Source organism: Bauldia sp. (assembly GCA_037200845.1).
GTDB lineage: Bacteria > Pseudomonadota > Alphaproteobacteria > Rhizobiales > Kaistiaceae > DASZQY01.
This window is the reverse complement of the sequence record JBBCGQ010000001.1, coordinates 2,091,222-2,117,962: the sequence shown is the minus strand read 5'-3', so window position 1 is coordinate 2,117,962 and position 26,741 is coordinate 2,091,222. Positions and strand designations below refer to the sequence as shown.

25 protein-coding genes and 3 tRNA genes are annotated in these 26,741 nt (G+C 67.9%); 9 read left to right on the top strand and 19 right to left on the bottom strand.

Going from position 1 to position 26,741, the window contains the following annotated elements:
* Positions 1–2 precede the first annotated feature (2 nt).
* Positions 3–1,019 carry a hypothetical protein gene (locus WDM94_10390; protein ID MEJ0013010.1) on the top strand — a complete coding sequence of 339 codons (1,017 nt, stop codon included), beginning with the start codon at positions 3–5 and terminating at the stop codon, positions 1,017–1,019.
* Here the strand turns inward: WDM94_10390 and WDM94_10385 are convergent.
* From WDM94_10385 to WDM94_10355, 7 genes are all read right to left on the bottom strand, one after another.
* Complete coding sequence (locus tag WDM94_10385; GenBank protein MEJ0013009.1) at positions 1,003–2,337, bottom strand: TetR family transcriptional regulator; 1,335 nt, start codon at positions 2,335–2,337, stop codon at positions 1,003–1,005. The two genes, WDM94_10390 and WDM94_10385, sit on opposite strands and share 17 nt — an antisense overlap.
* 225 nt (positions 2,338–2,562) lie before the next feature.
* A tRNA-Glu gene (locus tag WDM94_10380) sits at positions 2,563–2,637 on the bottom strand.
* A 36-nt stretch (positions 2,638–2,673) separates the two neighbouring features.
* Positions 2,674–3,657 carry a spore coat protein U domain-containing protein gene (locus tag WDM94_10375; protein MEJ0013008.1) on the bottom strand — a complete coding sequence of 328 codons (984 nt, stop codon included), beginning with the start codon at positions 3,655–3,657 and terminating at the stop codon, positions 2,674–2,676.
* The gene (locus tag WDM94_10370; GenBank protein ID MEJ0013007.1) at positions 3,648–5,972 is read right to left on the bottom strand and encodes a fimbria/pilus outer membrane usher protein; all 2,325 of its coding nucleotides are present in this window, start codon (positions 5,970–5,972) and stop codon (positions 3,648–3,650) included. Before WDM94_10370 ends, WDM94_10375 begins: the two co-directional genes overlap by 10 nt.
* Positions 5,941–6,660, bottom strand: a complete 720-nt coding sequence (locus tag WDM94_10365; protein MEJ0013006.1) for a molecular chaperone — start codon at positions 6,658–6,660, stop codon at positions 5,941–5,943. The genes WDM94_10370 and WDM94_10365 overlap by 32 nt, the downstream gene beginning before the upstream one ends.
* Positions 6,661–6,671: 11 nt before the next feature.
* On the bottom strand, positions 6,672–7,169 hold the full coding sequence (locus WDM94_10360) for a spore coat U domain-containing protein (GenBank protein MEJ0013005.1): 498 nt from the start codon (positions 7,167–7,169) through the stop codon (positions 6,672–6,674).
* 103 nt (positions 7,170–7,272) lie between these two features.
* The gene (locus tag WDM94_10355; GenBank protein MEJ0013004.1) at positions 7,273–7,692 is read right to left on the bottom strand and encodes a VOC family protein; all 420 of its coding nucleotides are present in this window, start codon (positions 7,690–7,692) and stop codon (positions 7,273–7,275) included.
* A gap of 204 nt (positions 7,693–7,896) precedes the next feature.
* On the opposite strand from WDM94_10355, the gene WDM94_10350 reads away from it, so the two are divergent.
* The gene (locus WDM94_10350; GenBank protein MEJ0013003.1) at positions 7,897–8,475 is read left to right on the top strand and encodes a cold-shock protein; all 579 of its coding nucleotides are present in this window, start codon (positions 7,897–7,899) and stop codon (positions 8,473–8,475) included.
* Positions 8,476–8,482: 7 nt separating this feature from the next.
* Here the strand turns inward: WDM94_10350 and WDM94_10345 are convergent, their stop codons facing one another.
* Entirely contained in the window at positions 8,483–9,121 is a 639-nt protein-coding gene (locus tag WDM94_10345) for a fused MFS/spermidine synthase (GenBank protein MEJ0013002.1), read from the bottom strand.
* The gene (locus WDM94_10340; protein ID MEJ0013001.1) at positions 9,118–10,140 is read right to left on the bottom strand and encodes a fused MFS/spermidine synthase; all 1,023 of its coding nucleotides are present in this window, start codon (positions 10,138–10,140) and stop codon (positions 9,118–9,120) included. The genes WDM94_10345 and WDM94_10340 overlap by 4 nt, the downstream gene beginning before the upstream one ends.
* A 134-nt stretch (positions 10,141–10,274) precedes the next feature.
* Here WDM94_10340 and WDM94_10335 point away from each other — a divergent pair.
* From WDM94_10335 to WDM94_10325, 3 genes are all read left to right on the top strand, one after another.
* Positions 10,275–10,351, top strand: a tRNA-Pro gene (locus WDM94_10335).
* Positions 10,352–10,407: 56 nt separating this feature from the next.
* Positions 10,408–11,325 (top strand): sulfotransferase domain-containing protein, encoded by a 918-nt coding sequence (locus tag WDM94_10330; protein ID MEJ0013000.1) that lies wholly within the window; start codon positions 10,408–10,410, stop codon positions 11,323–11,325.
* 123 nt (positions 11,326–11,448) lie between these two features.
* A complete protein-coding gene (locus WDM94_10325; GenBank protein ID MEJ0012999.1) occupies positions 11,449–12,126 on the top strand; it encodes a hypothetical protein in 678 nt (225 codons plus the stop codon).
* A gap of 18 nt (positions 12,127–12,144) precedes the next feature.
* Here the strand turns inward: WDM94_10325 and WDM94_10320 are convergent.
* The 4 genes from WDM94_10320 to WDM94_10305 all read right to left on the bottom strand — a co-directional run bounded on the left by WDM94_10320 (position 12,145) and on the right by WDM94_10305 (position 14,405).
* Positions 12,145–12,221: transfer RNA gene (locus tag WDM94_10320), tRNA-Arg, on the bottom strand.
* A 10-nt stretch (positions 12,222–12,231) separates the two neighbouring features.
* Entirely contained in the window at positions 12,232–12,537 is a 306-nt protein-coding gene (locus tag WDM94_10315; protein ID MEJ0012998.1) for an ETC complex I subunit, read from the bottom strand.
* Positions 12,538–12,666: 129 nt separating this feature from the next.
* Complete coding sequence (locus WDM94_10310) at positions 12,667–13,308, bottom strand: ThuA domain-containing protein (GenBank protein MEJ0012997.1); 642 nt, start codon at positions 13,306–13,308, stop codon at positions 12,667–12,669.
* Positions 13,308–14,405 (bottom strand): Gfo/Idh/MocA family oxidoreductase, encoded by a 1,098-nt coding sequence (locus tag WDM94_10305; protein MEJ0012996.1) that lies wholly within the window; start codon positions 14,403–14,405, stop codon positions 13,308–13,310. The genes WDM94_10310 and WDM94_10305 overlap by 1 nt, the downstream gene beginning before the upstream one ends.
* Before the next feature lie 138 nt (positions 14,406–14,543).
* Here WDM94_10305 and WDM94_10300 point away from each other — a divergent pair, with 138 nt between their 5' ends.
* Positions 14,544–16,202: a glycosyltransferase family 39 protein gene (locus tag WDM94_10300; protein MEJ0012995.1), complete on the top strand. Its 1,659-nt coding sequence runs from the start codon at positions 14,544–14,546 to the stop codon at positions 16,200–16,202.
* A complete protein-coding gene (locus WDM94_10295) occupies positions 16,199–17,068 on the top strand; it encodes a phosphatase PAP2 family protein (protein ID MEJ0012994.1) in 870 nt (289 codons plus the stop codon). The genes WDM94_10300 and WDM94_10295 overlap by 4 nt, the downstream gene beginning before the upstream one ends.
* Here WDM94_10295 and metC read toward each other — a convergent pair.
* A complete protein-coding gene (metC, locus tag WDM94_10290) occupies positions 17,019–18,200 on the bottom strand; it encodes a cystathionine beta-lyase (protein ID MEJ0012993.1) in 1,182 nt (393 codons plus the stop codon). The genes WDM94_10295 and metC overlap by 50 nt on opposite strands.
* Before the next feature lie 96 nt (positions 18,201–18,296).
* Here metC and WDM94_10285 point away from each other — a divergent pair, with 96 nt between their 5' ends.
* Both WDM94_10285 and WDM94_10280 read left to right on the top strand, forming a co-directional pair.
* The gene (locus WDM94_10285) at positions 18,297–19,319 is read left to right on the top strand and encodes an amino acid ABC transporter substrate-binding protein (GenBank protein MEJ0012992.1); all 1,023 of its coding nucleotides are present in this window, start codon (positions 18,297–18,299) and stop codon (positions 19,317–19,319) included.
* Between the two features lie 54 nt (positions 19,320–19,373).
* Positions 19,374–20,129 (top strand): amino acid ABC transporter ATP-binding protein, encoded by a 756-nt coding sequence (locus WDM94_10280; protein ID MEJ0012991.1) that lies wholly within the window; start codon positions 19,374–19,376, stop codon positions 20,127–20,129.
* Positions 20,130–20,238: 109 nt separating this feature from the next.
* On the opposite strand, the gene WDM94_10275 is transcribed toward WDM94_10280, so the two are convergent.
* The 5 genes from WDM94_10275 to WDM94_10255 all read right to left on the bottom strand — a co-directional run bounded on the left by WDM94_10275 (position 20,239) and on the right by WDM94_10255 (position 26,596).
* Positions 20,239–22,050 (bottom strand): OmpA family protein, encoded by a 1,812-nt coding sequence (locus WDM94_10275; protein MEJ0012990.1) that lies wholly within the window; start codon positions 22,048–22,050, stop codon positions 20,239–20,241.
* A 355-nt stretch (positions 22,051–22,405) separates the two neighbouring features.
* Positions 22,406–23,251 (bottom strand): 3-mercaptopyruvate sulfurtransferase, encoded by an 846-nt coding sequence (gene sseA, locus WDM94_10270; GenBank protein MEJ0012989.1) that lies wholly within the window; start codon positions 23,249–23,251, stop codon positions 22,406–22,408.
* Between the two features lie 275 nt (positions 23,252–23,526).
* On the bottom strand, positions 23,527–24,240 hold the full coding sequence (locus WDM94_10265) for an alanyl-tRNA editing protein (protein MEJ0012988.1): 714 nt from the start codon (positions 24,238–24,240) through the stop codon (positions 23,527–23,529).
* A gap of 57 nt (positions 24,241–24,297) precedes the next feature.
* Positions 24,298–25,341, bottom strand: coding sequence for a cysteine synthase A (locus WDM94_10260; GenBank protein ID MEJ0012987.1), 1,044 nt, complete (start codon positions 25,339–25,341; stop codon positions 24,298–24,300).
* Between the two features lie 214 nt (positions 25,342–25,555).
* Positions 25,556–26,596 (bottom strand): acyltransferase family protein, encoded by a 1,041-nt coding sequence (locus tag WDM94_10255; GenBank protein MEJ0012986.1) that lies wholly within the window; start codon positions 26,594–26,596, stop codon positions 25,556–25,558.
* Positions 26,597–26,741 lie beyond the last annotated feature (145 nt).

The window sequence follows — 26,741 nt, the reverse complement described above, 5'->3', positions numbered from 1 at the left end:
CCATGGCTGACGCCCGCTCCGATCGGCTGGCGCTGACCTACGATAGCGCGGGCCTCACCGATGGCGTCGGCGCACAGCTCCAAAGAATCTACGGGATATATTCGATCTCGCGGCTGCTCGGCGTGTCCTACGTCCACACGCCGATCGGCCGGGTCGACTATCAGGGCCTGTCCGCCCTGCAGCGCAACGCGGCGGACGCTTCCTTCCACGCCGAGTTCAATGCTCTCTGCCGCATCCCGTCGGATCCGCTGCCGACCAACAAGGTTCGCACCGTCGCGCTGAAGAATATTTCGCCGGAGATATTCCAGCAGCTTGTCGCGGCGTCGAAGGCGCCGGAGAGCGGCGGCCTGCCGCTGCTCGTGCAGTTGCGCCTTCCCTATGGCATCGCCGACCGGTTTCCCGAGTGCTACGAAATCTGCAAGCAACTCTCGCCCTTCACGCGCGATGCCGGCCGGCGGCTGCGGGTCGCCCTGCATGTGCGGCGGGGCGAGCTGTTCGTCGTCTCGTCCGATCGGATGCTGCCGAATTCGTACTACGTCGATGCGGCGCAGAAGGTCGTGCGCACGCTCGATGCGCTCGGTGTCGATTACAGCATTGAGCTGCATACGGAAGTAGCCGATGCCGCGTTCACCGTGCGGCCGGGCGATCATGGCATCGGTGACCGCATCGCCGTGTCGGCGGCCGTCACGCCGGCGATGTCGCGGCTGGAAGAATTCGACGTGCTGCCGAATCTCGTCCGTTGCATCAACGAGCCGGCGGTCGATTGCCTGCGCAAACTCGCGACGGCGGACGTGCTGGTGATGAGCCACTCGTCGTTCAGCTATGTCGCGGCGATCCTGAACCGCAGCGGCGTCGTCCTCTACCACCGGTTCTGGCACAACCCGCTGTCGTCGTGGCTTACGATGGGCGACGCGGAGCCGCTCGACGAGCCGCGTTTCCGGCAACGCATCGAAGGCCTGCGGTCGCAACTGGCGACCGGCGGCGCGTTTCCGGAAGCCGAGCTCAACGGCCTGCGCTGACCGGCGCGCCGGCGACCTCGAAGGCCGCGTCGACGACCGCGTGCAGGTCCTTGCCGGCGTCGCCCTTGAACCAGGCATCGACGCCGGCGGCGAAGGCGTTGACCGCCGATCCGGCGACAATGCGGGCGAACAGCGCGCGCTTGCGGCCGCCGCCGAGGCGCGGGGCGAGGACCTCGGCGAGCGCCGTCGTCCACAGGTCGCGCTTCTCGAAACTCTTGGCGAGCAGCGCCGGCGTCTCTGAGGCGAGCGACAGCATCGCCTTTCCCCACTCCGGGTCCTCGTCGTAGTAGCGCAGCAGGGTGCGGAGCGCCGCCACGGCCGACAGGTAGGGTGCCTCGTTGTCCGGCCGCGCCCGGCAGGCCGCGACCAGCTCGCCGGTCAGGTCCTCGTACCAGACGAAGACGAGATCCTCCTTGGTCGCGAAATGGCGGAAGAAGGTCCGCCGCGAGACGAGCGGCCCGACGATGTCATCGACCGTCGTCCTGTCGAAGCCGTTCTTCACGAACAGCGCGATCGCCGCCCGGGAAAGTTCGCGGCGGATTTCGTTCCGCCGGCGTTGCCGCAGTCCATCGCTCATTTTGGCACTCAGTGTCATTTTTCTTGACAGCATGATCCTGAAGGCCATATTGGCACTCAATGCCAACTTAATCAACAGGAGCTGTGAGTCATGGAAAAGCATGTCTTCGTCACTGGCGCGTCGTCGGGCCTCGGCCGGGCGACCGCCTTGCAGTTTGCCAGAATGGGATATCGCGTTCTCGCCGGCGTGCGGCGCGAGGCCGACGCCGACTCGCTGCGTGCCGTGGGCGTTGGCATCGTGCCGGTCATCATCGAGCTTGCCGATGCGGCAAGCGTCGAGCGCGCGGCGCGCGAGGTCGATGCCATCGTCGGCGAGTCCGGTCTCGCCGTGCTGGTCAACAACGCCGGCCACATCCTGTATGGGCCGATCGAGTACACGGCCGCGGCAGACGTCAACCGCCTGTTCGAGGTTCTCGTTTTCGCGCAGGCGCGCCTCACCAACCATTTGCGGGCGGCACTCCGCCGCTTCCGTGGCGCGCGGCCGAAGGTGCTCAACGTTATTTCGTGGTCGGCGCTCGAGGCCAATCCCTTCGTCGGCTACTACGCCGCCGCCAAGGCTGCGTTCTTGCGGCTGTCGCAAGGCCAGTACTATGAATTCGCCCGCTACGGGATCGACGTCGCGGCGATAGTGCCCGGCCTGATGAGGACGCCGTTCGTGCAGCGCGCCCGCCAGCAGATCGCCGACACGCTGGCGCGGCTGCCGGCAGAGGCGGTGCGCAGCTATGGCCGCGACTTCAACCATTTCGCTACGATGAGTTCCGCGGCCGAGACCAGTCCGGTCACGGCCGCGCCCGAAGCCGTCGCGCGCCGTATTGTCGCGATCGCCGGCCGCGCGCGCCTCTACGAGCAGTACAAGGTGGGCATCGACACGAGGCTGGTCACCGTGCTCAGCACCGTCCTGCCGTTCTGGGCGCTCCGCCGAATCAAGATCGCGATGTTCGGCCTGGATGACAGGGAGAGGAAACGTTGGTGCGCCCTACGGGAATCGAACCCGTCTTTGCAACGTGAAAGGCTGCCGTCCTAACCGATAGACGAAGGGCGCAACGCGCCCCGCTTATACGGACGGCCCGGCACCGCATCAATAGGTGATGGTGACCACGACGCTGTCGTTGTACGTGCCGGCCGAGGGTGTCGCCTGGGCCGGCACGCGGCCGTAAACGGTGAGGTTCTGCTTGGCGCCGCTGCCGGTTCCGGCGGCGGTGTTGGAGCCTATGGTGCTGCCCCAGGCGGTCGCGAACAGGCCGTCCTGGTAGAGGCCATAGGTTATCGCCTCGGCCGACTTGGTCATCTTGCGCGCCGTCGGCCCCGTGCCGGTGCCGCCGTTGCCGAGCGACACGGTATAGGTCGTCGATGGCGTGCACGTGACGCCGACGCGGCCGTTGGCGGTGACCGGGCTGGAGAGGACGCCGAACGAGCCGAAGCTGACGTTGTCGGTCTCGACCAGGCAGTTCTTGGCAATATTGGCGGAGACGGTGAAGCCGGCGGTCGCCTGCGCGCTGAGGCTGGGGAGGGACAGAGCGCAGGTGAGCAGCGTCAGGATCTGGCCGTAGTCGAACTTCACGTCGCCGCTGCCGAACGTCGAGAGATAGGACGCCGGCGCCGCCGGGTTCGAGCCCGTGGGCAGGCGGGCGTACATCTGCACCGTCGTGCTGCCGGCGCCCGACCCGTTGAGCGCGACCGTGATGACGGGCACCGTGCCGAACGCGGTCGGGTAGTTCGTGCCCCATACGATCAGGCGGGTCGGGTCGGTGTAGAGCTGGTAGCCGAGGGTGCCGCTCGGCGTCCCCGTCATCAGGCGCGGCGCGGTGCCGCCGCCCGATCCCGATCCGATGTTGGCGCAGGCGAAGACGTTGGGCGGCACCGGCGCGCCCAGGATGACAAGGCCGCCGGTGCAGGCGACGGTGACGTTGGCGGTGACGTCCACTTGCGGACTGGACAGGGTCGCGACCGTGCCGAAATTCACCGAGTCGATGCTGGCCGTGCAGGAGAGGGCGGCGGACGGTCGGCAGAGCGCCATGAGGACCACCAGCGCCAGCCAGAGCGGCGACAGTCTCAGAGGCATTTGACGCCCTCAATGCTGGTTTGCAGTCCGGCGGCGTGGAAGGCGAAATGCGCGGTGCAGGTCGCGCCGTTGCCGAGATCGACGGTGATCGTGTTCGCGGCGCTGAGGCCCGTAAGGAACGCCTGGCCGTCATACCCGACGGCGAACTCGCCGCCGCTTGCGAGCGTGCCGGTCGCGCCCGGCGGCAGGAACGCGCCGCTCACGTCCTGCAGGATGACGACGGCCGACGCGCCCATCGGGCGGACGCCGAAATCGACGTTGACGCCGGCGCGGTCGGCGGGCACGACGCTGGTTTTGGTCAGCGTCGCCTCGCTATCCGCCGGCAGGTCGTCGGGCGCGATGGCGAGGCCGTTGCGCTGGTAGGCATGCAGCCCGGCGACCAGCAGCTTGCCGCGGCGGTCGGTGCGGCCGACCGGCCGGTTCTCCGAGTAGACCTCGACGCCCGGCGCGCCGGCATCGACGATGGCGAAGGCGTCGTCGATGCGGTTGGCGGCGTAGACCTCACCGCCGGCGAAGACGAGCGATCCGTCCGCCTCGGCGGTGCCGCGAACGCCGGCCGTGGTCGCGTCGAAACTGGCGCCGAGCCGGGCCGCCTTGCCGCGGTAGGTGCCGGCGGCGCGGACGGCGGCGTTGCGGCCGCCGGCGTCCGAACTCGCCTCGAGGCGCCAGCCGAAGGAGCCGGGGGCGCTGTTCGCGGTCTTCGACAGATCGACGGCGGCGCTGGCGCGGTCCGCGACGCTGGCGGTCGCGGCGAAGTCGATGCCACCGGGCAGCGGCCGCGAGAAGCCGACGAAGATGCCGAGATTGCGCTCACCCTCCACCGACGCGAAACCGTTCACGTACACCGTGCCGTCGCCGAACAACGGGCGGCTGTACGAGAGGCCAACGACCGAACTCGTGCTCGCCGCGACGAGGCGCGTGAAGGTGAGCGCGACCGCCCCGGCGTCGAACAGCGTCAGCGACAGGCTCGCCTGATCGATTTCCCGCGCGGGACGGAAATCGCCGCCGCTGCCGGTGGCTGCGGTGACCGAAGCGACGTCGGCGTAGTCGCCGAAGGTGCGCGTCGCGTGCAGGCGCAGCGCCATGCGGCCGATGGCGAGATCGATGCCGCCGTGGAGCGCGAGGCCGGTGTGGCTGCCGGCGCTCGCGGCCGCGGCGAGATCGAAGATGCCCAGGCGCGCGACCGGCATGACCACGCCGCCGCCGGCGTTGACGATGCCGCCGGCGGCCTCGCCGTGCGCCTCGAGGGTGATCGTGTCGGTGAGGCCGTAGCGCAGGCTCGCCGAGGCCGCGGGCATGCCGGTATAGTCGGCCGAGAGGATGCCGAAGGAGCGGCGCGGCAGGCCGGCCTCGGCGGAGAAATCGTACAGGCCTTTGCGGAGCAGCACGGAGGAGGCGAAGAACGGCAGCTCGGTCGCCGTCTTGCGGCCGAAGGCGTCGGTGACGACGATGCGCGCCGTGCCGGCGCCGGACACGACCGGCAGCGCCGCGATGGAGAACGGCCCCGCCGCGACGGGGCTCGAATAAATCTGGGCGCCGTTGGCGTATATCTCGACGGTCGAGGGTACCGCGGAGCTGCCCTCGAAGCCCGGCACCGGCATGGTGACGAGATCCGGCCGCAACGAGAAGTTACGCGCGACCTGCACGCCGCCCAGCCGGTAGGGCCGCGTCCATGATAGCCCGCCCGAGATGAAGTCGCCGGCCTTCCACGTCAGCAGCGTCACCGGATCGGAGCGGCTGAAGGTCGTGTCGAGCCGCACGATGCCGGGATTGTCGCTGCCGGCGCGCGCGACGAGCGACTGGCTGACCAGTCCGCCTTCGAAGAAGACGCGGCCGTCGAGGTTGGCGGCGACATTCGGCTGCGCAGCATCGCCGAGGCTGCCGAAGAGGGCGTAGTTCAGCACCGCGCCGCGCCCGCTGGTGGCAACGACCGGCACGTCGTCCGGCCGCGCGTTCAGCGTGTGGTGCACGAGGCCGGAGACTGCGGCGGTGATCGCGATGCTCTGGTGCACGGTGTCGTAGCGGTAGGTCACGCCGGGCAGGCGCTTCAGGTCGACCAGCCCGTCGCCCGCGAGGCCGCGCTTGTCGAGCGCGATGCCGATCTCGGCGAGTTCGCTGGCCGCCATGGCGAGCGTGCCATCGCCGCGCTCGGTGAACTCGGCGATCAGCCCGGTCGGGACGCCGTTGAGGCTGACCTCGAGCAGGCGCGCCGAGTCGGACGCGGCGGCGGGAAGCGCGGCGGCAAGGCAGAGACACAGGAACAGGGGCAGTCGGCGGGCCGGGCTAGGCGCCCGGCTTGATGACCACGGGCACATCGACTTTGCCCTTGTCGGTGTCGAAGCTGAGGGTCGCGGCGCCGGAAGTCGGGGCCGTAGCCGGCGCGGGAATGCTCCACGTCATGGTGCTGCCGCCGAGCACGTATCCGGCAAGGCCGCCGACAAGCGTGTGCGTCTTCTCCTTCGTGCCGATGCTGAGCTGCGAGATGCGCAGCCGCGCGGCGCCGCGGTTGGTTGCCCGCACCAGAAGGTGGCCGTCGCTCGACGCGACCGACCAGACGACGCTCGGCGCGGCGGCCCCGGCCGCGGCGAAGAAGACCGGAATGGAATAGCGCAGCAGCAGCGTGATGCTGTCTTCGGTGGCCGGCGCGCGGGTCGGCAATTCGTCGGCGAGGATGCGGTAAGCCTCCTCGCCCTTGATCGCGGTCTTGGCGACGCGGACGACCCGCACCGTATAGTCGGTGCCCGGGACGAGCTTGAGGATGGGCGGGCTCACGATCACGTCGCGCGTCGGCTCGAGGATGTCGCCGCCCGGTCCCTGACGCCAGCGGAAGACGCGCACCTGCACGTTGATCGGCTCGGTGCCGCCGTCGGACAGCGTGAGGCTCGCCGCCGCTGCCGGTGCGACGCGCTCGATGCTGATCGGCATGACGCGGAGCGCTGCGGCGCTGGCGCCGGTGACGCCAAGCGCAAGGATGGCGGCAAGAAGGATGAGGCGTGCGATCACGGTGCCGCGTCCTAATAGGTCACGGTGACAGCGACACTTTCGGTATAGATGTCGGCGCCCGCCGGGGTCTGGACCGGTACGAGGCCGTAGACCGTATAGACCTGCGGCAGGCCGTTGCCTGTGGCCGGCGTCGTGTCGGTGCCGATCGACTGGCCCCAGAACGTGCTGTGGCCCACCTCGTGATAGAGCGCGTAGTTGACCTTGTTGGCGGGAACCGTCGTGCCGCTCATCTGGCGGATTGCCGTCGTCTCGGTGCCGGCGAGGTTCAGGCCGATGTTGTAGCTCGTGCCAGCCGTGCACAGGACAGTCAGCAGGGAGGTTGCCTCAAGCGCGGCTGTCATCACGCCGGTCGAGGCGAAGGTCATCGGCGTGCCGCCGACAACCAGGCATTGCGAGAGGATCGTCAAAGAAACGGCGATGCTGCCGGTCGCGGTGGCGGCCTGGCCGCTGCCGGGCAACAACGCCGCGGCCAGCATGGCCAGCGCGGCGGGCACAATACGGAAGCGCATCTCGTTCCTTAGGGTTGTGGGATCGCCACAATAGCGCCCTCTATGATTGTGCTGGCGACCTCCTAATAGGTGATTAATGCATCCGTACTATTGCCACTGTCGCCTACCAGGCGCCCGTGTTCGGCATTGATTTCCAGGGCTCCGCCGGCGCCTTTGCGGCGCCTTTCTGCAGAATCTCGATCGAGATGTTGTCGGGCGAGCGGACAAAGGCCATGCGACCGTCACGGGGTGGACGGTTGATGGTCACGCCGGCCTTCTGGAGGCGGTCGCAGAAGGCGTAAATATCGTCGACCTCATAGGCGAGGTGGCCGAAATTGCGCCCGCCGGCATAGACCTCGGGGTCCCAGTTGTAGGTGAGTTCGATCGGTGTCTCTTCCTGGCCCGGCGGCGCGAGGAAGATCAGCGTGTACCGTCCCGCGTCGTTGTCGCTCCGGCGGATTTCCTTCAGGCCGAGCAGGTCGCGATAGAAGCGCAGCGACTGCTCGACGTCGGTCACGCGCACCATGGTGTGGAGATACTTCATCGCCGGGCTCCGTTTTGGTCGTGGCGGGGGAGGATAAGTGGCTGACCCTGAAAGGCAACTTCACCGACTGTGGCAGGGACCACACAGCCGGGCCTCGATGACACAGGCGAGGGCCCAAGGGGCTTTCGCGCGGGTCCGTGACTGCTATGGTTAATGCGGATTCGGCGAGGCCAAAGCCGAAAAGATGCGTGCGAGGCAGTCGGCATGGGGGCGAAAGCTTCTCCAGAACAACTTCCGCTTGGCGGTGACGTCAATGAGGAAGCACCCGTAGATCTCATCGAGATTTCCGGCGTTATCAAATGGTTTGACGCTTCGAAGGGCTATGGATTCATAGTTCCCGACAGCGGCATGCCGGACGTGCTGCTGCACGTCACGTGCTTGCGCCGGGGCGGTTTCCAGACCGCCTACGAAGGCGCGCGCGTCGTGGTCGAGGTGCTCAACCGCGTCAAAGGTCTGCAGGCCTTCCGCGTCATCAGCATGGACGAATCGACGGCCATCCATCCGCCGCAGGTCACCACCGCGCGCACGCACACATCGGTTGTACCTACAAGCGGACTGGAGCGGGCGGTGGTCAAGTGGTTCAACCGCGTGCGCGGCTACGGCTTCCTGACGCGCGGCGAGGGGACGGAGGATATCTTCGTCCACATGGAGACGCTGCGCCGCTACGGACTGACCGAGCTGCGTCCCGGTCAGGTCGTGCTGGTGCGCTACGGCAACGGGTCGAAGGGCCTAATGGCCGCGGAAATCCGCCCGGACGGCGGCGGCAGCTTCCCGTCGCACTAGGTGTCCACTAGCGTTGGCGGCTGAGCCAGGCCGCCAACGACACCAGCCCCGACAGCACGAGGAACGCGGCGAATCCACCGGTGATGGCGCGCGTGCCGATCGACGGGATGAGCACGAACGTCGTCACCAGCGTGCCGGCGATGTTGCCCGCCGAGGAGATGGCGAACAGGCCGCCCGAGATCGTGCCGGCGTCCTCCGCATCGCGGAGCAGCAGTCGCACCGCCAACGGCGAGTACATCCCGAGGATCACCAGCGGCGGGAAGCAGACGATGGTGCCGCCGATGAAGCGTGCGGTGGTGTCGTCCGCGATGCCGGACAGGAACGCCTCCAGCCCGCCGCCGACGAGCAGCCAGACGAAGACGATGTACGCCGCCGCGACGAGCTTGATCCCGGCGGCGAAGGCGAACGTCGGGAACCGGTCGGCCGCCATGCCGCCGATGAAATATCCGGCCATCAGCCCGGCGACGACGATCGAGATGATCGTCGCCCAGGTGTAGATGTCGCCGCCGAAGAGCGGCGTCAGGATGCGGCTGGCGATCATCTCGAAGCCCAGCGTGATGAAGCCGAGGGTGGCGACGTCCGCGACGACCAGCGCCGCGGCGCCGGGACCGACCGCGAGGCGCCGGTGCAGGCCGGCAATCGTCATGTCTGCTTCTCGTTGTGGCGCTCGATCGCCTTCAGGTACTCGACCGGCGCGAAATCGTCGGTGAGCGGCTTGGTACGATCATCCCACGACGGATTGAAGCGGCGCGTGAGCAGCGTCGGCAGATCGTAGCGGAAGCCATACTGCACCTGGCGCACCGCGGCGAGCTTGCCGACCTCGTCGTCGGTCTTCTCGGGTCCGTTGTAGGCGACGACGACGATGTTGCCTTCGCCGGAGAGGAAGACGACATGCTCGAACGCTGACCTGATCGTCGCCACCGCGCTGTCGAACAGCATGGTCGTCGGCTCGACGTTCTGCACCGCGACGCCGCCCGGGTTCAGATGCGCGGCGACGAGTTTGTAGAACTCCGTCGTCAGCAGGTGGAACGGCACGAACGGGCCGCGGTAGGCGTCGATCAGGATGACGTCGAACGTCTTGTCGGTCTTGGTCAGCCAGACGCGGCCGTCGTTGATCTCGAGGTCGAAGTTGGGCTCCGGTTTCACGCCGAAATATTTGTCGGCGAGGTGGGCGACCTCGGGGTCGAGCTCGACAGCGGTGTAGTTCAGCTCCGGCACCGATTTGTGCAGGTACCAGCTCGTCCGCCCGCCGCCGAGGCCGATGATCATCGCGTCCCTCAACTCTGACGGGTAGGAGAGGGCGGCCGCGACCATCGACTGGGTGTAGGTCACCGGCAGGTCGAGCGGGTCTTTCGGGTTGACGATCGATTCGATGTAGTTGAGCCGCTTGGCGCCGAACAGCAGCATCAGGTCGCCGTCGGCGCGGCGGTAGACGCTGATGTCGTTGTAGAGCGACTCGACTTCCTCAACGAGCGCCGGCCGGTCGGCAGTGGCGACGGGTTCCGGCGCTGGCGCGCTGACATGGCCGAAGATCGCGTATCCGGCGACCGCGGCGACCACGACCGGCAGGCCGACGACGGTCAGCCAGATCAGCGCCACATTGCGCTGGCGGGGGGCGGCGTTGGCGGGCGGGGCAGGCGGGCGGCGCTTCGGGCGGTTGGTCATCGAGCCTTAGGTTCTGCGAGACTGAAAACGGGCGCCCGCCCGGCTAGGGCGGCGCGGAGTATAGCCAGCGGCGGCGGGGTGACAACGCGCGCTTGAAGCGGGGCGGGGCAGCGTGTAAGCCCGAAACCAGGTCGCGGGGCGTAGCGCAGTCTGGTAGCGCATCTGGTTTGGGACCAGAGGGTCGCAGGTTCAAATCCTGCCGCCCCGACCAAAAAATTTTCCTGCTCAAGGCCATTTGTCGCACTTTCCTTGTCACGGAAATGACATATGTGGCCCGCCCGTTGCTTGGGGTGCGCACGTCAACGGGGCTCATGTGCTTTGATACTCCTAGATGCGATCCAGCCGCGTGGCATCGTGTGGTTGGCTTCCTATCCGAAGTCCGGAAACACATGGGTGCGCGCGTTCCTGTACACGCTGCTCATGAGCCTTTTAGGCACCAGGGTCGATAACCTCGACCTCGATGCGGTCGCCTACTTCGGCGAAAGCGACCGCCTGATCGAGTATTACGTTCCCTATCTCCCCGATCCGGGGGCGGTGCGCGACCGCGCGGCCGTCGCCATGGCGCGGCCCAAGGTGCAGGCCGCCATCGCCAGCGGTTCGCCGGGGCCGGTGATGATCAAAACGCACAACGCGCTGATCGACTATCTCGGCGCGCCGCTGGTCAACCGCGCGGTCTCGGCCGGCGCCGTCTATGTCCTGCGCAATCCGCTCGACGTCGTCATCTCGCTGTCCCATTTCCGCGGCCTGACCATCGATGCCGCCATCGAAGACATGGCGACGGCCGGCGCCTCGACCGAGACCAACGACGAGGACGTCTATTTCGTCACCAGCTCGTGGAGCGAGCACGTGGCGTCGTGGACCGGGCGGCCGACCGACGCGATCCTGCCGGTGCGCTATGAGGACCTGCTGGCAAAGCCCACCGAGATGTTCACCGCGATCGCCGCCCACGTCCGCATGCCGGCGACGCCGGAGCAGATCGCGCACGCCATCGAACTCACCACCTTCGAGCGGATGCAGAAGGCGGAGGCGGAAAAGGGCTTCCTCGAGAAGCCGCCGCACCTGGAACGCTTCTTCCGCGAGGGGCGCGCCGGGCAGTGGCGCGAGACGCTGACCACGGCGCAGATCGAGCGCATCGTCGCCACGCAGGGCGAACAGATGGCGCGGTTCGGCTACCTGCCGACGTAGCGCGCGGGCGCGCGCCCGCCATCCACACCTATCCACAGGTCGCCGGATTGACGCTGGATCGAGGGACGCCGCGCGGTCACGTTCAGCCATTGGGCGATTCGTTGCGTGGCTAAAGGCTTGCCTATGTTCCGCGGTCTGTACATCAATCTCGAGCGCGCGCCCGATCGCCGGCAGCACATCCAGACGGAGCTCGCCCGCGTCGGGCTGGCCGATCGATACGAGCGCGTTCCGGGAATCCCGAAAGAGCGCGGAACGGTCGGGTGCTACCAATCGCACCTCCACTGCCTCGACATGGCGCGCAGCGGCACCAGCATCGTCCATGTCGTCGAGGACGACGGGCTGTTCACGCCCGAGGCGCGCGACTTCATGCTCTCCGACGCGCCGGCGCGGCTGCTGCAGGAATTCGACATGGTCTACCTCGACATGTGGGTGGACCCGGAGCCGAAGCAGCTTGCGCGCTATCACGAGGCGATGCGGACGCCAGGGCCGATGAACCTGCGCGGTGTGCGCGTCGGCTGCGTGTCGTCCTATCTGGTGAGCCCGGACACGGCGCGGAAGCTGTACAGGCTGCTGCGCCAGAAGCAGCCGCCGATCGACAACCTGATCAATGGGATGGTGCAGACCGGCGAGATTAAAGCAGCGGTCATGGTCCCGTTCCTGACCGGCATCGACATCGAGTTCGGGTCGCACTCGCAGATCCAGACGCGCATCGATACGCTCGAGCAGCGCCGCTACGTCATGCTGCGCACGTCGTTCTTCATCGACCGCGGCCGGCAGCAGCACTGGAAGATCGCGGGCTGAGCCTTCCGGCTTTCGGAGTGGCGACCCCGGCAGGGCTCGAACCTGCGACCTGCCGCTTAGAAGGCGGCTGCTCTATCCAGCTGAGCTACGGGGTCGAGCGCCGGGCTAGTGTGTCCATGGCTCGGGGCGGCCGGTGCGGAAGTTGTCCGAGTACGACAGCTTCTTCGGCGCCGGCGTCTTGTCGTCGAGGACGGTGAAGGGGATGCCGTTGCGGTGGGCGTATTCCACGGCCTCCTCGCGCGTCGCGAACTCAAGTCTGATCTGGCGACGCATGTCGGTGGTCGAGGTGTAGCCCATCAGCGGATCGGCGGCGGGGCGGCGCTCCGGCTCGTATTCCAGAACCCAGTTCAGCGCCGCGGCCTTGCCGGACTGCATGGCGGTACGAGACGGGCGGAAAATTCGGGCGAGCATTGATTCCCTCGAAACGTAGCGGTCGCCGCTGTTCAAGCATCAACGCGAGAACAGCGCAATCCGGAGGCCGGCCACAACCTTAAACATAGCCAAATCCCGGTGCTACCCGGGGTGTTTCGCGACGCGACCCTACCGCGCCGCCCAGATCAGGCCGCGGCGGACGATTTCCTTCATCGGCGGCACGTTGAACTCGGATGCGACGTGGCCCAGGGCGGAGTAGAAGACGCGGCCCTTGCCGTAATGCTTCTTCCACACCACTGGCATGACGGCGCCGGCCACCCACGGTGCGTGCTCGCCGGTGAAGGTCGTCGTCGCCAGCACCTCGTTCAGCGGGTCGACGTGCATGTAGTACTGCTCGGAGCGGTACGGGAAATCGCCGATGCCGGCGACGACGGGATCGTCCGGGCGGGTGATGTTGACCGTGTAGTCGATGATGTTGCCGGGGTGCGCCACCCACTGGCCGCCGACCATGAACTGATACTCCACCGCCTCGCGGAAGGAGTCGCCCATGCCGCCGTGGAAGCCGCCGATGCCGACGCCGCCCTTCACCGCGGCGGAGAGATTGGCGAGCTCGTCCTTCTCGATCTTGATCTGCGTGATGATAGGCACGATCAGATTGAGGTCGGCGATCGCCGGGTCGGCGAAGGCCGCGGTGCTGTCGGCGACACGCACGTCGAAGTTTTCCTCGGCGAGCATGTCGCGAACGATGTTGGCGCACTGTTCGGGCTCATGCCCGCTCCAGCCGCCCCAGACGATCAGCGCGCTTTTCATCAGTCGAACTCGCCGGTCTTGAGGTAAGTCGGCATCATCGCCGGGCGTTCGGGCCGCGTCGTCATCTCGATGTGCCGCTTTTCGTCCGAGGAGCGCTGGAAGGCTTCCATGACTTCCAGCACGTGGAAGGCGAGGTCGCCGCTGGCGCGGTGCGGGCGGCCGTTGCGGATGGCGGTGGCCATGTCGGCGACCGCCATGATGCGGAGATTGTGCTCGGCGTGGCCGTGCTGGATCGGCACCGGCTTCCAGTCCTGATCGGCGGTCGCGATGAGGATCTCGCCATCCATCCAGTTGGGGTCGGGGACGCCAAGCGTCCCGGTCAGGCCGTAAAGCTCGATTGGCGCGTGGCGGTAGCGCGGGATGTCGAAGGAGAGGACGACGGTGACGATGGCGCCGCTCCAGAATTCCAGCGTGGCGGCGGCGTGGGTCGCGACCTCGACCGGCATCATCTGGCCCTTGAGCGGCTCGCTGGTGATCGGCCGTTCGCTGCGCGCCTTGGACGTGATGGCGGCGACGCGTTTCACCGGCCCCAAAAGATTGACCAGCGCGGTGATGTAGTACGGCCCCATGTCGAGCACCGGCCCGCCGCCCTGCAGATAGTAGAAGGCCGGGCTCGGGTGCCAGCGCTCGTGGCCCGGCGTGCCGAAGAAGGCGATGCCGGTGATCACCTGGCCGATGGCGCCTTCGTCGATCAGCTTGCGGCACGTCTGGTGGGCGCCGCCCATGAACGTATCCGGCGCGCCGCCGACGCGCACGCCCTTTGCCTTTGCCGCGTCGATCAGCTTCCTGCCTTCGGCGACGGTGACGCCCAGCGGCTTCTCGGAGTGGACGTGCTTGCCGGCGGCGATCGCCTTGAGGCCGACCTCGACATGCGCCTTCGGCACCGTCAGGTTGACGACGATGTCGACTTCCGGATCGGCAAGCAGCTCGGCGACGGATTTCGCCGGCACGCCGAACTCGGCGGCGCGCGCCTTCGCAGCATCCATGTTGATGTCGGCGATGCCTTTGACGGCGAGGATGGGGAAGGAAGGGGCCGCCTTCAGGTATTGCGACGAGATGTTGCCGGCCCCGATCAGGCCGATACCCATGGGCTGCACGCCGTTCCTCCCTTGAACTGGTCTTTTTCTCTTCAAAACGCGCGGCCGAGTTATTCATGGCCGCGGTTCACCGTGTCAATGCTTTGCAGGACGCGCCGGGTGATGCGGCGCCGGCTTTCCTGCTAACGTCCGCGCCCCATGCTGGCTGCGGAAGTCGAACGGTTCGGTGCCTTCCTCGCGCGTTCGCCGCGCGCGAGCCTTGCCGCAATCTTCATCGCGGCGCTGGCCTGCATGCTGCCCGGCTTTGCCACGATCGCACCGCTCGACGGCGACGAGCCGGGCTATGCGGTGGCGGCGCGCGAGATGGTCGCTACCGGCGATTATTCGACGGTGCGGCTGCAGACCGAGGAGACCGAGTGGCGGCCGCGCGGCGCCTACTGGATCGAGGCGTTTCTGTTGCGGCTGGCCGGCGACAACCCGCCGATCGCCGTCGCGCGCCTGCCCTCGCTCATCGCCGGGGTAGCGGCGGCGATGCTGACGTGGTGGCTGGCGATGGCGTTCGGGGCGCCGATGACGGCGCTGGTCGCCGGCCTGTTCGTGGCGGCGAGCGGCATCGTCGGCCTCGAGGCGCGGCTGGCGACGCCCGACGCGATCCTGCTCGCGGCGACCACGCTCTGCGGCGGCGCGTTGGCGCGGGTGTGGCTCAGGCGCGACGGCAAATCCGACGATCTCGTCGCGGCGCTGTTCTGGACCGGGCTCGGCCTCGCGATCCTCGCCAAGGGCTGGGTCGCGCCAGCGATTGTTGCGGCGGCGGCGCTCGTTCTCTCCATCGAGCGCGGGACGCCACGCTGGCTGATGCAGTTGAAGCCGGCGCTCGGCGTCGTCTGGCTGTTCCTGCTCATCTCGCCGTGGCTGATCGCGGTGACGCTGACGCTGCTGCAGGGCGTCACCGACAGCGCCAGCGCGCAGTACCTGCTGCAGATCGGCGTGCCGTTCCAGATCCAGGCGCCGCCGGGCAGCTACGCGCTGATCCTGCCGCTGCTCGCCGGCCCGGCGGCGACGTTCATCTTCACGGGCCTGCCGTGGTTCGCGGCGGAGCTCCGGCGGCCGGTCGTCTTCTTCGCGCTGGCGTGGGGCGGGCCGCTGTGGCTGGTGGCGGAATTGATCAACGTCAAGGAGCCGCAGTGGGTGCTGCCGGCGATCCCGGCGGTCGCGCTGCTCGCGGCCGCGGCGATCGACGCCGGCACGGCGAAGATCGGCGGCCGCATCTCGTGGTTCTATTCGCTGGGGCCGCTGCTCTGGCCGCCGCTGGTCGCGCTGCTCCTGCCCGGCATCTTCTTCTCGATCGAGGGATACTTCCCCTGGGGCATGACCGTCGCCTTCGCCATCGCCGGCGTGCTCGGGCCGCTGACGTGGCTGTTCCTGCGCCGCGGCGCGCTGGTCGCGGCGGCGCTGACGGCGGTGGTCACGGTCTTCTTCATCTATGTCGGCTTCTTCGGCTCGTTCGTGCCCGGCCTGTCGGGCTTGCGCGTCGGCGAGCGGATCGCGGCGCTGGCGAAGCAGGCGGAGCTCTGCGCGCCGCAGACCTTCGCCGCCGCCGGCTATCCGGAGGAGAGTCTGGTCTACGCGCTGGGGCCCGACACGCGTCTCGTCGATGCGTGGTCGGCGGCCGATTTCCTGAACACCAACGGCTGTCGCATCGCCGTCGTGGACGCATCGCAGATATCGGCGTTCCGCCAGCGCGCCGAGGACCTCGGGCTGGCGCTGGTCGACAAGGGACGCATCGGCGGCTTTGATCTCCGCAAGATGCACGTTGTCGACATCCATCTGTTCGTCGCCGGAGGCGCTGCGCCGTGACCGACTACGCAACCCGGGTGCGGGTGAACTGGGAACTCGCGGCGCGCCGGATGCGGGCGGCGCGCACGCGCCACCGGCCGATCGACGGCCGGCGCGCGGCGTTCCTGATCGCGGCCGGCATCGTGCTCGTCGTCGCGGTCAGCGTCCTGTTCGACGCGCGCGCCATCACGTGGGCGCGCACGCTGCCGCCGTCCGTCCACGGCGTCTTCAACTGGATCACGCAGTGGGGGCAATCCGGCTGGCTGCTCATCCCCAGCGCCATCATCGTTATCGTCGTCATGCTGGGCGACTGGCGCCGCGTCAGCCGCGCCAGCGCGGCGGCGTGGTTCGAGATCGCGACCTTCGCCGCGGTGCTGTTCGTCGTCGTGGCGGCGACCGGGCTCGCCACTGACGTCGTCAAGCCGATTGTCGGCCGCTTTCGTCCCGACTATGTGGCGCAAGGCGCCTACGCCTTTGCACCGTTCTCGTTCGGCGGCTACTCGAACTACAGCTTCCCCTCAGGCCATGCGACGACGGCGGCGGCGGTCGCGGTGATGGCGGTGTTCGTGCCGGGCGTCGTGTCGGTGCCCATCGTGGTCGCGGCCGCTCTGGTGGCGGTCAGCCGCGTCATCGTCGGCGTGCATTTTCCGGGCGACGTCGTCGGCGGGGCGCTCATCGGCCTCGGCGTAGGCTACCTGATCCTCAGGGCGATGACCGAGGCCGGCATCGTCTACGCGGTGCGGCGCGGGCGGCTGCGCCACCGGTTCGGTGCGCTGCGGCGACTACGCGATCGGGGAGGGCGGCTCGCCGAACTATTCCCGGCGCTGTGGGTCGCGCTCAGCCCGCCGCTGCCGCGTGCACCAATCCCGCCTCAAGATCCGCGATAAGATCGGCCGGGTCTTCCAGTCCGATATGCAGCCGCACCAGCGGCCCCTCCGCCTGCCATGACGTGGCGGTGCGGATCGGCTTCACGTGCGGCACGGTCACCAGGCTTTCGAAGCCGCCCCACGAGGCGCCGATGCCGAACAGAGTCAGGTGATCGGCGAAGCTACGGGCCTGCGCGTCAGTCCAGCCCTTCATGACGACGCCGAACAGGCCGCTGGCGCCGGTCATGTCGCGCTTCCACAGCGCGTGGCCGGGGTCGGTTTCCAGCGCGGGGTAGAGCACGCGCGCCACCTCGGGCCGACCCTGCAGCCACCTGGCGATTGTCATTGCCGACTTCTGGTGCTGCTCCAGCCGGATCGCCAGCGTGCGGATGCCGCGGAGCGCGAGATACATGTCGTCGGGCGCGAGATGGATGCCGAGCGCCCGGCGCGTGTCCTTCAGCTTCTGCCACGTCTCGCCGCGCGCCGCGGCGGTGCCGACCATCGTGTCGGAATGGCCGCCGATGTATTTCGTCCCGGCCATGATCGAGATGTCGGCGCCGTGGTCCAGCGCCCGGAAGAAGAACGGCGTCGCCCAGGTGTTGTCGAACATCACCGTGGCGCCATGGCGGTGCGCGACCTCGGCGATCGCCGGCAGGTCCTGCATCTCGAAGGTGAGGGAGCCGGGCGACTCGCAGTAGACGACGGTGGTGTTGGGCGTGAACAGCGCCTCGATGCCCGCGCCCAGCGCATGATCGTAGTAAACCGTCTCGACGCCCAGCCGCTTCAGCATTCCGTCGGCGAAGCGGCGGACGGGGCCGTAAATATTGTCGGTGAGCAGCACGCGATCGCCGGTCGAGACGCAGGCAAGCAGCGCCACCGTCGCGGCCGAAAGACCGGAGGGGCAGAGGGCGGTGCCGTCGGCCCCCTCGAGGTCGTTCAGCGCGGCCTCCAGCGCGTCGCTGGTCGGCGTGCCCCAGCGCCCGTATTCGTAGGGCTGCTTCTGCTGCAGCATGCTGTCGACGGAGTCGAACAGCACCGTCGAAGCGTGGATCACCGGCGGATTGATGAACGGGCCGACGATTTTCTTGTCGCGGCCGCTGCGCACCAGCCTTGTACGCGGGCGGGCCGGCGTCTTGTTGTTGTCGTCCTTCACGATAAACCTTCGCTCATACTTGACCGGTGGGGAATAATAGCCTGACAGTGGCTGGTCAAATTCCGTGATGACGCGGCGGCGGTTGAGCTGAATTGCATGGGTTCCAGCCTGCGAAGCCTTACGCTGATCGCGCTTGCGGCGCTCGCTTCTCTCTACACCGTTTCCGCCCCCGCCGCGGTGCTCGATAGCGTCACGCAGCGCAAGATGCTGGTCTGCGGCGTCGATCCGGGCCTGCCGGGCTTCGCCACCGTCGACAGCCAGAAGCAGTGGAGCGGGTTCGACGTCGATTATTGCCGGGCCATTGCCGCGGCGGTGCTCGGCGACCCGAAGCTTGTGACGTTTGCTCCGCTCACCGCCCGCGAGCGCTTCCGCGCCCTGCAGCAGGGCACGGTGGACGTCCTCATCCGCAATACGGCGTGGACGATGGCCCGCGACACGACCTTCGGCGTCTCCTTCGTCGGCGTGAATTTCTATAACGGGCAGGGATTCATGGTGCCGAACTCCCTCGGCGTCGATTCCGCTCTGCAGCTTTCCGGCGCCAAGGTGTGCATCGAGCCGGGCAGCGCGACCGAGGTCGCCGTCGCCGCCTATTTCAAGACCCACGCGATGAGCTTCACCAGCGTGCCGGTGACGGCCGAAAGCCAGCCGGCGGCCTACCAGTCCGGCCAGTGCAACGTCGCCACCGGCGATGTCGCCGCCCTCCACGCCATGCGGCTCGGCCTGACGCGGCCCGAGGACAGCGTCGTGCTGCCCGAGGTGCTGTCGAAGGAGCCCTACGGCCCGGCGGTGCTGCAGGCCGACTACCGCTGGGCGGCGATCGTGCGCTGGGTGCATTTCGCGCTGGTCGATGCGGAGGAACTCGGCGTCACGCAGGCCAATGTCGACGGCATGAAGGCCAGCGACAACGGCGACATCCGCCAGTTGCTCGGCGCCGAGGGCGCGCTTGGCAAGGGCATCGGCCTCAACGCGGCCTGGGCGGCGAACGCGATCAAGGCCGTCGGCAACTATGGCGAAATCTACGAGCGCAATCTCGGCCTCGGCTCGCCGCTGCAGATGCCGCGCGGGCTGAACGCGCTCTGGACGAACGGCGGGCTGCAATTCGCGCCGCCGGTCCGCTAGTGTAGGGCAAACGACAACAGGGGACCGTCGATGTCTGAAACCGCCGCCGCCCGGATGCCGGGCGAGGAGCCCGCGCCGCAAGTCGCCATCGAGATGATCGGCGTCAACAAATGGTTCGGCGAGTTTCAGGCGCTGCGCGACATCAACCTCAAGGTCATGCGCGGCGAGCGCATCGTGGTGTGCGGGCCGTCCGGCTCGGGCAAGTCGACCATGATCCGCTGCATCAACCGGCTGGAGACGCACGAGCAGGGCCGCATCGTCGTCGACGGCATCGAACTCACCGACGATCTGCGCCGCATCGACGAGGTGCGCCGCGACGTCGGCATGGTGTTCCAGAGCTTCAACCTATTCCCGCATCTGACGATCCTGGAAAACTGCACGCTGGCGCCGATCTGGGTGCGCAAGATGAGCAAGGCTGACGCCGAGGCGACGGCGATGCGCTATCTCAAGCGCGTCCGCATCCCCGAGCAGGCGTCGAAGTATCCCTCGCAGCTTTCCGGCGGCCAGCAGCAGCGCGTCGCGATCGCGCGGGCGCTGTGCATGAACCCGCGCATCATGCTGTTCGACGAGCCGACCTCGGCGCTCGATCCGGAGATGATCAAGGAGGTGCTCGACGTGATGGTCGATCTCGCCAACGACGGCATGACCATGATGGTCGTCTCGCACGAGATGGGTTTCGCCCGGCAGGTGGCGAGCCGCGTCATCTTCATGGACGCCGGCCAGATCGTCGAGCAGAACACGCCGCAGGAATTCTTCAGCCATCCGCAGCACGAGCGGACGAAGCTGTTCCTCAGCCAGATTTTGCATTAGGGCGGGGAGGGGGGACCATGCCAAAGGCATGGTGGGTGGGGCACGCCTCAGCACAAAAGAAAAAGGGCGCGTCCCTCGCGGAACGCGCCCTTCGAATATCGAGCTGCGCCTAGTTGCTGGCGTGCAGCAAGTCCGTGATGTTCCGGAAGGCGACCCGGCGGTTCTGCCGCTCGGCGGCGATCGTCGGGATTTTCAGGAACTGCTCGCCGTAGCCCTGCGTCACCAGATTCTCCGGCGGGATGCCGTAGTAGTACGAGAGAATCTCGGCGACGGTTTCGGCGCGGCGATCCGACAGCGCGAGGTTCGACAAGTCCGAACCCACGGCGTCGGTGTGCCCTTCGATCAGGAACACCTGCGTCGGATCGCGGTCGATGATGTTCTTCAAGGCGTCGCCGATCGTCTGCATCTTCACGATCTGATCGTCCGGCACGGTCGCCTGGCCGGTGTCGAAGGTGATCGTGTCGAAGTCGATGCGGCGGACCTTGTCGCGCAGGCGGCCGTTCTGCCGGATTTCCTCCAGCGTGTACGTCCGCTCGACGCGCTCGACCGGCGGGGCCATCAGCGTGTCTTGCAGTTGCTGCTCGTTGGCGCGACTCGATTCCACGATGTACTGCTGGCGCGGAATGTTGAGCTGCACCGGACCGAGGTTCAGCGTCAGCACCGGCGGCTGCCCGCGCGGACGCGGACGCGGCTGGGCGGGCGCCGGCTTCTGGCCGAAGATGCGGCCGAAGACGCCGGGCTGCTCGACGTCGCCGATCAGCACATCGACGCTGCCGTTCGGATTCTTGCGGTAGCGCTGGACGATGTTGCCGCTCTGGTCGCGGACGGTGACGATCTGCGAGCCGTCGGGACGGGACACGGTGGCCGTCTCGGTGCCGTTGTCGCTGGGCGCGGTCTGGAACTTGTCGCCCTGGCGGACGAAGCGGCCCGAGTCGTCGTGCTTGACGGTGACCTGGCCGCCTTCCTTGACGATGACGCGGCCGTCCTGCGCCGGGATGACGGCGCCTTCCTTCACGGCGTCCTCGGACTTCGGCAGCACGGCCGGCGGCGGCTGGTTGGCGGCAGCGGCCGGCGGCACCTGACCGAACTTCGGGCGGTTCTTGAATTTCTGCAAGTCGAACTGACCACCGGTCGCGGCAGCCGGAGGCGGCGGGGGCGGCGGCGCCTCGATCACGGGCGGCGGCAGGTTGATCACCGGCTCCACCACAGGCGCGGTCGGCGCCACGGGCGGCGGTGCCTGCTCGGCCGACGGCGGCGCCTGTTCGGCCGGCGGGACGACGACGGGCGGCGGCGGCACAGTTGCGTCGGCCGGCGGGACTACCGTGTCGGCCGGCGGCGGTGCGGTCTGATCGGCCGGCGGCGGAGTGCCTGGCTTGGGCCTGCCGTTCTGGCCGTTCTGGCGCGGCTTGCCGTTCTGCTGGTTGGCCGGCGGCGCGACCTCCACCGGCGGCACGACAACCGGCGGCACCACGACGGGCGGTACGACCACCGGCGGCGTCTCGACTGCGGGCGGCGTCACTTCAGCCGGAGGCGGCGGTGTTTCGGCGGCCGGCGGCGCAACTTCGGCCGGCGGCGGCGCGACCTCAGCCGGGGGAGCGGCGGGCGCGGATTCCTCAGGCAGCACCGGCTCGAGCGCGCTCGGATCGGCCGGGGGCAGGCCGGCAGCGACGCGCGCGGTTTCTAGTTGCTGGAGCGCATCGCGCAACGCGGCGCGGGCTTCGTCAACGCCGGTGCCAGAGGCGAGCGCGGCGCGGAGCGCGGTGCGGGCGGCTTCTACCGCAGCCTGGGCCGTGGCGACCGCGTCTGTCGCGGTATCGGCCTGCGCCAACACCATCGGCGCATGGAAGGTTGCGGCCCCCGCCGGCGGAATGAGAAGCGACACGAGCGCTCCGGAGACGAGAAGGGCTTTGGCCTTGGTCATCATGTACCTCGCAGCAATGTGCACGCGGACTTGCGTGCCGGACTTGGGAGTTTGCCTATGTCAGGCGGCGGAACGTAGGCCGGATATCGGCGAAACGATGTGAACGGTATCTGAACGGGATGGTGGGCGGATTGTTCCCGTAGCGTGTGCAGCGACGGCAGGACGCTGGCGGGTGGCTGTTCGGAAAACGCTAGGAGGAGAGACGCCCCTCCCCAAAACGCCTTGGCGTTTTGACCCTCCCACAAGGGGAGGGTTCACCCCGCTGCAAGATCCGACTCGGCCTGAGCCCTCCCCTTGTGGGAGGGTCAAAACCGCGTAGCGGTTTTGGGGAGGGGTGCCGCAGCGAAGCAGGAAGCTAGACGGGCCCGGTGGCAATCGCGGTGTCGCCGCGGGCGCCCCACTCGGTCCACGATCCGTCGTAGAGCCGCGTATCCTTCACGCCGATAACGTCGAGCGCCAGCGACAGCGTTGCCGCGTTCACGCCGGAGCCGCAGCTTGTAACGATGGGCTTGGCGAGATCGACGCCGGCCTCGACGAAAGCGCGCCGCAGTGTCTCGGCGTCCTTCAGCCTGCCGTCGGCGATGAGGTCGGTCGAGGGCACGTTGCGGCTGCCCGGGATGCGGCCGGTCTTGACCCACGGCCGCGGTTCCGGCGCCTCGCCGCGGAAGCGTGCCGCGGGACGGGCATCGACGACCTGGAATTCGCCGGCGAGCAATCCGTCGCGCACGTCGATGAGGCCGATGACGACGTGCGGATCGAAATGCGTGACGAACGTCCGCGGCGGATGCGTCACCGGCGCGGCGTCCACCGGACGGCCCTCGGCGCGCCATTTCGGCAGGCCGCCCTCGAGGATGGTAACGTCCCGCGCGCCCATGATCTTGAAGGTCCACCACAGGCGTGGCGCCGACGACAGCCCGGCGCTGTCGTAGACGACGATGGTGTGCTGCTCGTCGATGCCGAGCGCACCGACGGCCTTCGCGAACACCTCAGGCGAGGGCAGCATGTGGGGCAGGGGGTTCGACGTATCGGCGATGGCGTCGATGTCGAAGAAGACCGCGCCCGGAACATGGGCGGCGTCATACTCGGCGCGTCCGCTGCGGCCGGTTGTCGGCAGGTGCCATGATCCATCGACGATGGCGACTTCGCTTTGATGTGCGGCGAGCCAGTCGGTGGAGACGAACCAGGGGGAACGATCGGTCATCGGTGGTGCCTTGTCCCGTGATCAATAGTGCTCGAGGGAAGACGCCCACCCTAGCTCCTACGCTCGTCGCCACGAAAGCGCCGGTGTCGCTTCCCCTCCGCTTTCCCCGCGAAGGCGGGGACCTAGGTGCCACCAGCGGAGCGCGGCCCCGCTCGTCCGTGAATTCCTGTCCACCCGGATCCCCGCCTTCGCGGGGAAAGCGGAGGTTGGTTGGCGGCCGCGCCTTCGCCGGGAAGGCGGAGACCATTCGGCGTGCCTTCGCCGAGGAAAGCGGGCTACTCCGCAAACCTGATGCGGACGCGGCGGTTCTGTTTGCCTTTGCTTTCGATCTTGCTGATCACGAGCTTGCCGATCTCAGCCGTCGAATGCACGTGCGTGCCGCCGCAGGGCTGCAGGTCGATGTCGCCGATGCGCACGAGGCGCACCTTGCCCGACCCCATCGGCGGCTTCACCTTCATCGTTTTTACCAGTCCGGGGTTGGCGAGCAGCTCGTCGTCGGTGATCCACTCGGTGGTCACCTTGTGGTCAGCCATCACCAGCGCGTTCAGCCGCTCCTCGATCTCCTCCTTGGTCGGCACTTCGCCGTCGATGTCGAAATCGAGCCGGCCCTCGTCGGCGCCGATCGAGCCGCCGGTGACGGGGAAGGGGAGCACGACCGACAGCAGGTGCAGCCCGGTGTGGATGCGCATGTGGCGGTAGCGGCGCGGCCAGTCGAGGACTGCCTTCAGCGTCTCGCCGACCTGCGGCAGCGACTGGTCGTCGCCGGGCACGTGGACGATGTCGCTCTTGGTGTCGCCGTAGACGGTGGTGGCAATGGAGATGTTGCCGTCCGGCCTCTCCAGCAGCCCGGTGTCGCCGGGCTGGCCGCCGCCGGTTGCGTAGAAGACGGTGCGGTCGAGAACGATGCCGCGGCGGTCGGTGACGGCGATCACGGTCGCCTCGGCGGCGGGGAGGTAGGCGTCTTCGCGGAAGAGGAGTTCGGTGCTCATGCCCGATCCTAGCCGGTTTCGATGGTGCCTCAACAGCCTCCGCTTGGGGGCGGAGTGTCAGACCGTCGCGGCGAAGGGTACGCGGACGTCGTCCTGCCGCGTCAGCCAGGCGGGTGCCGGCAGCTTGTGGGCGCGCAGGAATTCCGGGTTGTAGAGCTTCGACTGGTAGCGCATGCCGCCGTCGGCGAGGATCGTCACGATGGTCTTGCCCGGGCCGAGATCGCGGGCGAGGCGGATGGCGCCGGCGATGTTGACGCCGGACGAGCCGCCGAGCAGCAGGCCCTCGTGCTCGGCGAGATCAAAGACGGCGGGCACCGCTTCGCTGTCCGGGATGACGTAGGCCTTGTCGACCTTGACCGGGCCGACGATCGGCGTCGAGCGGTTGAGGCCGATGCCCTCGGTGATCGAAGTGCCCGGCGTTGCCTTCGCCTCGCCGGTGGTGAACAGGTTGAACATGCCGGCGCCGTCGGGGTCGGCGCAGCCGATGACGATGTTCGGCTTCTGCTTGCGCAGATAAGCGGCGTTGCCGGCGAGCGTGCCGCCGGTGCCGACCGAGCAGATGAAGGCGTCGACCTTGCCGTCGGTCTGGGCCCAGATTTCCGGGCCGGTGGTCAGTTCGTGCGCGCGGGCATTCTCGAGGTTGTTCCACTGGTCGGCGAAGAGCACGCCGTTCGGCTCGCTCTTGCGGAACTGGTCGGCGAGGCGGCGGGCGACGTGCTGGTAGTTGTCGGGGTCGGTGTAGGGCTTCGCCGGCACCTCGACCAGCGTCGCGCCGGCGAGGCGCAGCGTGTCCTTCTTTTCCTGGCTCTGCGTGTCGGGAATGACGATCAGCGTGCGATAGCCGCGCGCCGCGGCGACCAGGGCCAGGCCGATGCCAGTGTTGCCGGCGGTGCCTTCCACGATCAGGCCGCCGGGCTTCAGCGTGCCGGCGGCTTCCGCTGCCAGCACCATCTGGCGCGCCGGGCGGTCCTTCACGGACTGGCCGGGATTGAGAAACTCGGCCTTGCCGAGGATCTCGCAGCCGGTCGCCTCCGAAGCGCGGCGAAGCCGGATCAGCGGCGTGTTGCCGATGGCATCGACGACGGATGGGTTGATCTGCATGGGGGGAAGCTATTCGGCGCGGGTGGGGGCATCAAGGCATTGGGCATTGCGAAGTTGGGGAGATGGGGAATGAGGCGAGGCCGTGCCCCACCCACCACCGCTTGCCGTGGTCCCCCCTCCCCGCAAGGGGGAGGGATAAGCGGAGGGGACGCAGCAAACTCCCATTCCTCCCCGTTCCGGGCAGGTGGATGGGGTTCCGCGTCCCCGAGTCGCACTATTCCGCCGGCACCATCACGCTACGCCGCGGCACATCGATGTGCGCCCATGCCGGCCGCTCGAACAGGAAGCGGGCGCCGGTCCCGCGCACGACCCAGAACAGCAGCAGCGGGAAGACGACGCCGCAGGCCGTGACGATCAGCGACACCGTGCCGAGGTCGGGGATGATCCCGGTCCTGAGCAGCAGCGTGCGCGAGGCCGCCATCGGCAGGAAGAATGCGAGGTAGATGACGATGGAGTGCTTGCCGCAATAGCGCACCGCCGCCATCCAGTCGGTCTTGGCCAGCACCGTCGACAGCGTCACCACCGCGATGGCGCCGACGAAGCCCAGGATCAGCCCGATGCCGGGGAGCTCGGAGTAGCCGCCGAACACGGCGAAGGCTTCGATCGCCGCCCAGACGACGAGATATGTCACCGCCGCCCAGCCGTGCTTCGACACGGTGGCGGCGAAACGGAAGATATGCGGGGCGAAGATGTAGCCGGAATAGAAATAGACGAAGCGCGCCGCGAACTCGTCGGGGATGACCCAGCCGGTCTGGACGTTGGCGACCTGGAGCGCGGCGCCGGCCAGCCAGATGACCGGCCACGGCACGCGCTTCGTGAGTTTCACCAGCACGAAGAAGATCGGCAGGAGATAGATGAACCAGATGGTGCCGAACGGATCGATGAAGGCCAGCGCGTATTGCTGCGCGACCGTGGCGACGCCGCCGTCTGCGGCAATGCCCGGCGCCTTGAAGATGAACTGGATGGTCAGCCAGAGGACGTAGAAGTAGCCGAAGTGGACGACCTTCTTGTCGAGGTAGGTGCGCCAGTCGCGGTCGATGACGCGCGCCAGGAACAGGCCCGAGATCATGAAGAAGTCCGGCATGCGGAAGGGCTTGGCGAAGGCGACGACGTAGGTCATCCAGCCGGTCGCGTCGGCGGCCTTCTCGACGCCCAGCGTCGAGTGCATCATGACGACCATGATGATGCAGAAGCCCTTGGCGTAATCGACCCAGGCTACGCGCTGCTCGTCCGACGTCATTTTCGCGACCCGCATTTCCTTGCCGCCCGGCCAATATCCTAGGGCGGCGCGCCGCGGGACGCGTCAATTCGATTCGGAAATCAAAGGTTAGGGTTAAGCCGCCCGCGCGATGCGACGGCCTGAAAAAGAAAACGCCCCGCCCGTCGTGAAACGGGCGAGG